An 8,782-nucleotide genomic window follows, 5' to 3' on the forward strand; every position below is an offset into this window, starting at 1 on the left:
CATCAATCAGCAGTACAGAATCTGTTTTAAATGGGAGGAAGGCCATGCCTGCGAAATTGAAATCACCGATTACCATTGATGTGGGCCGTCGTTTGCCTCAAAACCGCCCACCGACACATCCTGGAGAAATGTTGCTGGAGGAATTTATCAAGCCACTAAATATCACACAGACGGTACTTGCCCACCATCTGGGGGTGTCCTATCCACGTCTGAATGAAATCATCAGAGGCAAACGCTCCGTAACTCCAGACACCGCCTTGCGGCTGTCTCATGTTTTGGGAATGTCGGCAGATTTCTGGTTGGGCCTACAACAGGATTGGGATCTCTGGTATGCCATGAACAGCCCCGAAGCAAAAAAGATCAGGTTGTTAAAACCTCTTTGCAAAAAAGAACCATCTTTTGCATAGACACCTATACACACGGCAGATGCAAGCCCCTTAACCACAGGACCCCAACTTTGTCCTTACAACAATTGATTACACACCGACAGGGCTTATTTTGTCCGGTTCAAAAATGGTTTCGGTCGAGAATCATTTTCATAAATATCGACTTTTTCGGTATACTCGCCCGGCGAGTGACCCATACGTTGGATGTAGGAAAAGCAACCACAGGAGTGCCTCCAGACCTATCCCCGATCCACCCTCATCAGCCTTGAAAGCACCCCGTGGTATCACTGCGTCTGCCACTGTGTCCGCAGGGCTTTTCTCTGTGGCAAGGACAATCAGTCCTGCATGGACTTTGACCACGGGCTGCCAAAAAAATATGCTACAGATTCAGGATTCAGGCAAAAAGTTCAGCCGAGAATGGCAAAGCCCTGCCTGCCCCCCAGACCTCCGTTACCATGAACACCGCCAATCATGCCAGGATGCTGCTTGAGTTTACGGCTCATATCAATGAGTGCTCTTAATGCCGGAAGGTTCCAGGGTGCCCGGTCAAGATTCATTCCTCCCTTCATTGTCAATCTGTGCTCTGCAAGCCAGACAGGTATTTCCTGAAGATCCGAAACAAAACCCGCAGAGAGAAGCAGTCCCATGGGTACAACCGGATAGCAGGTATAGGCTTCCATAAAGGCTTTTTTACAGTTAAATACCTCCGCAAAATCAAAACCAGCCTGCTCACTGGCCATGCTGCAGGCCTTTTTCAGATGATAATAGCTTGCAATTTCATCAATATATTCAGGTCCGTCACCCCGGGTCATGGCCAAACCCGTTCCCAGCACTTCAACAGCAGGTTCATCAGGCCGGATAATTTCCAGCATATCCTCCCTGCAAAGAAGCAGCCAGCCACTGTAATCCATGAAGGGATTGGCACAGTCCACCGCCCGGAAAAGACCGGTGACCGATTCCATTCGCAGGGGATCGATCCGGACATGGGGTGCAGAACGCCGATAGTTGTTGAAGAGGGCATTCCGCAGCACCCTGAAAGTTTCCAAAGGGAGATCGTGTCTCCGGCAAAAGCTCTCTGCCAGTGCTGTATAAGCCTCGGGAAGAGAAATATGATTGCCGTAAATCTGCATCATCCGGTTTCTCTCTTCCCGTAAATACCCTGTCTTAAGGGAATCGCTGCCGGTAATGATGGCAAAATGAATACGGCCCTGCCGCAGATGAGTGCAGGCATCATGCAGGGCTTCCAGTGGAGCACAGCCTGAACGGTAATGATGCGTCTGCAAAGGGGTGCTCCATCCTTCCCTTAGTGGATCGATGGTAAGGCATAGCCCCTTCAGATCAGGATCGTTCAATAAAAAAGAAAATTTTTCCCGGCAGCGGACTGTCTCAGCTTCAATGGCCCCCTGAGCCGTGGCTGCGATAAAAACCCGGAACATAAAATTTTCCTTTCATTCAGAACAGGCCGCAAAAAAATCCTTGAACCCATAAAACGTACCATACTGATCCACCCACTGGCTGCAGGACGGCGGATCAGTATGGTTTTTAACTATCGGGGTTTATCATGGAAGACTGGTTAGTTTTCTGTCACAGGACACCACTTCGTCCATGACCAGAATTCCAAAATTCCTTAACTTTCTCTTTAAAGCACTCCATAGTATAGACAAGGGATAAAAAACGGGAGGGTTCACCGCATCAAGGGGAGCCCTCCCGGATTTCAGGCCGAAGATTCAAGCTTCATAAGTGGAATCTCATTTTTTTTCAACTCCCTTAATCCTGGCTTTTTAACAAAAAAAGACATAGCAACTGCAATCAGGCATAAAATAAAAGCATATGTAAATGCTTGAGTAAATTCGAACATACCGGCTAAACGAGTTCCTACTATACCTGCTATACCAAAGGCAAATATAACAGCGCCATAGTTTTTACCCATATTTTCAGTACCAAAGTAATCTGTTGTAAGCGCTGGAAAAGTTGATAGAAATCCTCCGAAGCAAAAACCTACCAGGGAACCCAAAGCTAAAAAGCTTACATAATTCATTTCAATATAACTCATCAGAAACATTGCTAATGCCATTAAGCTAAACATTACTGTTAATGCGCGAATCCTGCCAATTTTGTCCGAAAAACCACCCCAGAAAATTCGTCCCATTGAATTAAACAATGCTATAGCGACTACAATATTAGCAGCTACAACTGGATCAAGCCTAACCAAATCCGTTCCAATATTTACCGCTACACTGATTACCAGAAGGCCAGCAATACAGCCAAAATGAAACATAAGCCAAATCAAATAGAACTGTTTAGTTTTGACCATCTCTCCAGTTGTAAAATTCACATTTTCAGCAGCTACCGATCCAGCCCGCGGTCTCCAGTCCCATGGCCTGAAGCCAACAGGGGGCGTAACCAGCAATTGTGCTGCTCCAAAAAGTATGACAAAATATATTATACCTAAATATAAAAAGGTATTACTTACCCCATAGTTTGCTATAAGAAATAAAACTATAGGTTTTGATATCATTGCCCCGGCACCAAAACCCGTAACGGCTATTCCGCTGATTAAACCTCGTTTATCCGGAAACCATTTTATGCAGGTTGCCAATACAGGGCCATAAATCAAACCTGTCCCCAAACCAGCTAACATGCCGTACCATATATACAGATGCCATATTTGTGTAGCAGTACTGGATAAGATTAACCCTGTACCAAATATTATCGCCCCTGCTGTAGCAACTTTTCTAGCCCCTATCTTATCATAGATACCACCACCAACTATTCCTCCTACACATATAAAAATGACAGTAATACCGAAGGTTAAGGCTACGCCACCCAAAGTCCAGCCCGGATTAGCTTCTAATAAAGGGATATTAAATAAGCTCCAAGCATAGACGCCCCCTACGCATAGCATCATAACAAATGCAACAAAAACCATACTCCAACGATTGATTAATTTTCTTTCCACTGAGGCTTTCCTTTTTTGATATCTATGGGGCAGTCATGAAAAAAACGATCACCTAAAAACAGAACAGGCCCAAACATAACAAAACAGCAAGAGTATAAAATAAACGCTGTTCACAGTGTACGCAAAATATATGCATACAAGCTTTCTGTCAAGCTAAAACAGATCTTTATGCTAATAAAAAACAATAAGGTGCCGACGCAGATAATCCGGAAATCTTAAAGGGGGCACCACATACCAAGATTTTCATAAAGGGCTGCCTAAACAGCCCTTTATGAAAGATTGCAACCCATGGGACATTAATAAAATACTCACCTTAAGACCATTATCTTTTGCCAGTACTACCGAAGCCAACTACGGCAAATGCCATAATCTCATGGCTTCCTTTGCTGACCTTTCCATCTGAAGAACTTTTTCTCTCCGCATCAATACCATAGGAGTAATTTAGGAAGAAAGGCAGCACGCCTCCTAATTTTGTAGAAATGTTGAGTGAAACGCTTTTATAGGTTGTTTCATCATAATCTGACTGACCAACGACCTTATTATCCTTAGGCATATAAAGAATGTTGAATCCCGGCTGAATTCTCGTTTCCCAGAAATCTACGGGTATTCCAAACTGTATTTTACCAATTACATAGCGGTCGTGCCTGAATTCACAATTATAGTAACCGGGCATCTTTGCATGGGGAGCTAAATAGCTTCCTATCTTTTCAGCGTTGTTTATATCTACATCCTTCTGATAGGCACCATTGATATCAAAAAGAAGATTATAATCCCCTGCGAAGTTGTGATAAAAACCCAGATCTGCATATAATTTATGGGACTGGTTAATATCCTCTGTCAAAACTCCATTGGAATCGTAGCCTGACCGGTTCATATACTCATATTTTGTGGCAAGCCTTACACCATGCTTGATTCTACCCATATTTTTTTCTTCCATATTTTGAAATACAAGCTCAGTACTTCCAACATGGGCTAAATGGTTATCGGGCATTTTTATTTTTGAATCCTCTTCACGATAGAAATAAAATGATGGGCGGTATTTGAATTTTATCTCTACTTTTTGATCAGCCAGCCTGTAATCAAAAAACATTACCGGAGCTATGTAATTACCATTAATATTTAAATCTTCATTCAAATATCCCTGATCAAAGGTTCTGAAACCACCTTCAATTGTGTGGGCAAGAATGGGCTGTATGCCGAAGTGGTATCTGCCTCTGTCAACACCAAAAGTATTGGATAGTGTTGTTGTAGTTAATCTTGCTTCATTATACATATTATCGCCAATGTAGTTTATATAACTGGCCATAACAACAGGACTTACCTGCCCGTCACCATCATCAAGGGGATAGTTAGCGCCCAGAGCGCCCATAAAAGCAAACTCCCTTTTTTCAAGGGCAAAAGCTGAAGTTGAAATAAAAATAAGTGCCGTTAAAAATAGTGATATTTTTTTCATATTGACAATTAACCTCCCTTTTTTGCATCCGGTTAATCTGTGCCATTTTTCTGAATCCTTTGAATTATGTCAGATTCAGGAAAAAGACAGATGTGCTGCATCAACCAAAAGAACATGACAAACAACAAGCAAACAGCGTTTACACATGTAGGCAAGCTATATGCATACATACTTTCTGTCAATACAAAACATCTGCGCTAAGGGCTGGTTTCTATACTTAAAGCAACAGATAATCAGATATCGGTATTTCCTTTGATGTATTCCCTAACCCGCTGTATACCTTCCGCATAGGAAATACTGGGTTCATAGCCCAGCTCCTTTTTTGCACGATCCATGGGAAAACAACTGTCCGAGCCCACAAGGTTGAGGGCTTCATGGGTAATGGGTGGGCGTTGCCGGATACCAAAGAATCTCCACAGGGTTTCGAACAGCCCTGCGCTCATTTTGGCCATAAACCAAGGAAGAGACCTGGGTTTATGGGTTTGAAGCATAGTTGCAAGATCGGAAAAATATGTCTTCCAGCTGATATCCAGAGCATCACAGGCGTTATAGGCGCGGCCAAGGGCGGCATCGCTGGAGGCTGCAAGGAGGATGAGATCTGCCACATTATCCACATAGGCAAGACCTGCATTCTGGCCTCCGCCTGAGATGAGGCAGGGAAGACCTTTTTTAAGAACAGGAGCCACATCATGGAGCCATGTGCCGGAAGCCGGGCCGTAGACATTGGCAGGCCGGACTACGGAAAGCTGAAGTCCTTTTTTTTCATGGTATTCCCATGCAAGTTTTTCCTGGGCCTGCTTGGTGCGACTATAGGGACCAAATGTTTTTCCAAAGGGGGTTACTTCAGAGCACACCTTCTTTGAAATGGCATCGCCATACACCACCACACTGGAAACAAGAAGCACCCTTGCCCCATACCTCACAGCTTCCTCAAAAATATAACGGCTCCCCTCAACTGTGCATTCCCTGAAACGGGCCTCATCCCCCCAGTCGGATACAAGGGCTGCAAGGTGAAGTATGGTTCCCGTATCCCTGGCGGCTTTACCAACGACTGTGGCATCTGCAATGCTGCCACGGATAATCTCCACCTTTTCTTCCCATTCCTTTGGTATGGCTGTTTCCGGCTGCACAATGGCCTTTACAGAGATACCTTCGGCAAGGAGTTTTGCCATCACCCTGCGGCCTATAAAACCGGTAGCTCCCGTTACAAGTACCGACTGTCTCATGTTCTGCTGAAAACCCATTCTTTACACCTCCTTATCTTTCTGTCCTAAAGGATTTCTCCCCCTATTCCCTCAGCCGTATGGTCCTGCTTTCTTCAAGGATACCAAGGGCTTCCTTGACCCTGTTTTCCGCATAGCTGAGGCTTTCTTCCATTTTCCATGCCGCATAGTTCTCGTCCCCTGCATAGAGGGCTGCAAGGATTTCCTTATGATTTTGCAGGGCCTTTTTTGCGGCTCCCCCAAGTCCGTAGAAAAAAAAGCTGTAATACCTGTAGGCAGGTTTGAAGGAATTGAAGAGAAGCTGGGCGACCATGTTACGGGTCATGGATACAATCCCCGCATGAAAGGCAAAATCAGCGTCAGCAAGGGCTTGAATGTTTTCCTGATTTTTATCCGGAAAGGAATGTTCTTCCCGAAGAAGATGCTGCTCCGCATCCTGCAACAGGGCTTTCAGTTTTTCAAGTTTCTGGGAATCAGGATTCAGGGCAGCCTTACGTACAATGAAGACGGCAGCCAGACGACGGAATTCCAATAAAGATACAAGGGTATCCGAATCCATACTGTCTTCGGTCTGCATCATGTGGATGAGCAGATCTAAAGAGGCTTCGCTTCTGAATGGCCGTACGTAAATGCCGCTCTGGGGCTGTTTTTCCACAAGGCCGAGCTGTGCCAGTTTAGCTATGGCATCCCGTATGGTGATACGACTGACACCGTGGATCTCTCCCAGCTGTCTTTCCGAAGGAAGCCTTGTATTTTCGGGATAAACTCCCGTGAGAATCTCCCTTTGCAGGGCTTTAAAAACCATATCAGAGCGTTTTGCGGTCATGGCTGTCCTTATATTACGGGTCTTTGTGCCTTGTAGCATATTTTCGTTTTTTTGAAATACCATCTTTTCCAGGCCTTCTCAGGGTAACGGGCATTTTTTCAGTTTTGGAAATACCAATTATCTTTTTTCTTGACATAAATCCATTAAAACTAAATATTGGTATTACCAAATAAACACAATCCCCGGAGGTCCCATGCCTGAACAAGCCCTGACATCAAACAATCAAAGAACCCTGTCACCTGCCCCCTCACCTGCCCCCATGGAAAATGCCATCGCTGCCATCCGTAAAACCCTCATGGAAACAAATTGCAGCATCTGTCTGGAAAGACCCCGGCTCATGCTGGCAGCAAAGCTTTCCATGTTGTTTCAAAAAAAACAGCATCCTCTTATACAGCGGGCGACAATGCTGACAGCTGTTTTAGGAAAAAGAAAAGCCGCCATTTATCCCAAAGAAACCATTGCCGGGAATATGAGCTCCAAAAGAATAGCCGCCAACTACTATCCCGAAGGCGGATCTTCCCATATCCTTGAAGATCTTTTCTGCCTTGAAAAACGAAGTGTCCCCTTAAAACTCTCTTCTTTTGAAAAGCTAAGTCTTCTTGGTATTGCGGGCCTCACGGCCACCTGGAGCACGGGTTTAAAGGCCTTTGGCAGTATTTCCCGCATCAGGTTTCTATGGACAAAGGTTCTTGGCGCAAGGAGCTATATTCTCACGGAAATTGCAGGTGTCTCACACCAGATTCCAGATTATGATCTGGTGGTTCACAGGGGCCTTGGCTTTCTGAATGCTGAGGCAAAAAACATTTTAACAAGGGGCCTTACACCGGAAGGAAACGCTCTGGATAAGGATCAGCGGGCCTTTTACCAGTCCATCCGCATTGTTCTTGGGGGTATCCGGAAGATGGCCGCCAACCTTGAAAGGGAAGCTTTGGCCCTTGCAGAGACGGCCAGACCCGATGACAAAGAGCGCCTTCTTAGTCTTGCCCGGAGCCTTGGACATGTGCCATGGCATCCTGCCAGAACCTTACAGGAAGGACTTCAGGCCTGCTGGCTGGTGCATGTGGCCATGAATCTGGAAGATTACGAGCAGGGGCTTTCCTTTGGCAGGCTGGACCAGATCCTTTATCCCCTGTTTGAAAAAGATATGGCCGAAGGCCGTCTGGATAAGGAAAGCGCCACCTGCCTCATTGCCTCCTTCCAGCTCAAGGCCTGTGAAACCATCCCTCTTTTTTCCCGCAGGATGGATGCCTTTTTCAGCGGTAACACCGTGGGCCAGGGCATCACCCTGGGCGGCACGGATGCCGAAGGCCGGGATGTGACCAACACCCTCTCCGGCCTCTTCCTCGATGCTTTTTTAAAAATCCGCACCCGTGAACCCAATCTGCATGTGCGGATTCATGAAACAACACCGGCATGGTTCCTTGAAAAATGCGCGGCTCTCATTGCAGCAGGCTGCGGCAACCCGGCCTTTTTCGGGGACAAAGCCGTGGTCCGTGCCCTGACCCGTGCCGGAATGCGGCTGGATCATGCAAGGGATTACGGGGTAATCGGCTGCGTGGAGCTGGGAAGCCCCGGCCGGACCTACCATTCTTCCGATGCCGGGCTTTTCAATGTTCCTGCCTGTCTGGAGCTGGCCCTGAATCAGGGAAAGGCCTTTGGAAAGTCCCTCTTTGCCCCCTGGGCCGTTAAAACCTGAAAATCGGATAAAGCGTACATTCTAAGCCCAAAAAGCAAGAAAAAAGCACGGTTTAGTTGAAAAACCGTGCTTTTTTCTTGCTTTTTTTACGTGTGCGCATTATAGTTATGCGTACACTTTAAAGAAGGATTTACGCATGGCTAAACCAATAACAGGAAAAACTCACATCGGTGAACGACGTGAAAAGCGTGCGAATGGAGATATTTATATCTATGAAAGGGTTACGGCCTACGATGAAA

At 45.8% G+C, this 8,782-nt stretch carries 7 protein-coding genes; 2 read left to right on the forward strand and 5 right to left on the reverse strand.

All coding sequences use genetic code 11. The annotated features are described in order from the left end of the window. On the forward strand, positions 1-407 hold a 407-nt coding region (locus tag FIM25_RS16405; protein ID WP_342774354.1), incomplete at its 5' end, for a HigA family addiction module antitoxin. Positions 408-793: 386 nt separating this feature from the next. Here FIM25_RS16405 and FIM25_RS16415 read toward each other — a convergent pair. From FIM25_RS16415 to FIM25_RS16435, 5 genes are all read right to left on the reverse strand, one after another. After that, positions 794-1,822 (reverse strand): hypothetical protein, encoded by a 1,029-nt coding sequence (locus tag FIM25_RS16415; protein WP_139450938.1) that lies wholly within the window; start codon positions 1,820-1,822, stop codon positions 794-796. Between the two features lie 278 nt (positions 1,823-2,100). After that, positions 2,101-3,345, reverse strand: a complete 1,245-nt coding sequence (locus FIM25_RS16420; RefSeq protein WP_139450939.1) for an L-lactate MFS transporter — start codon at positions 3,343-3,345, stop codon at positions 2,101-2,103. 322 nt (positions 3,346-3,667) lie between these two features. Beyond that, complete coding sequence (locus tag FIM25_RS16425) at positions 3,668-4,798, reverse strand: hypothetical protein (RefSeq protein WP_139450940.1); 1,131 nt, start codon at positions 4,796-4,798, stop codon at positions 3,668-3,670. 233 nt (positions 4,799-5,031) lie between these two features. Further along, on the reverse strand, positions 5,032-6,042 hold the full coding sequence (locus FIM25_RS16430) for an NAD-dependent epimerase/dehydratase family protein (protein WP_139450941.1): 1,011 nt from the start codon (positions 6,040-6,042) through the stop codon (positions 5,032-5,034). 43 nt (positions 6,043-6,085) lie between these two features. Then, a complete protein-coding gene (locus FIM25_RS16435) occupies positions 6,086-6,847 on the reverse strand; it encodes a FadR/GntR family transcriptional regulator (protein WP_179953474.1) in 762 nt (253 codons plus the stop codon). Between the two features lie 193 nt (positions 6,848-7,040). Between FIM25_RS16435 and FIM25_RS16440 the strand changes: the two genes are divergently transcribed. Then, complete coding sequence (locus FIM25_RS16440) at positions 7,041-8,543, forward strand: pyruvate formate lyase family protein (RefSeq protein ID WP_139450943.1); 1,503 nt, start codon at positions 7,041-7,043, stop codon at positions 8,541-8,543. Positions 8,544-8,782 lie beyond the last annotated feature (239 nt).

Source organism: Desulfobotulus mexicanus, assembly GCF_006175995.1.
Classification (GTDB): Bacteria; Desulfobacterota; Desulfobacteria; order Desulfobacterales; family ASO4-4; genus Desulfobotulus; species Desulfobotulus mexicanus.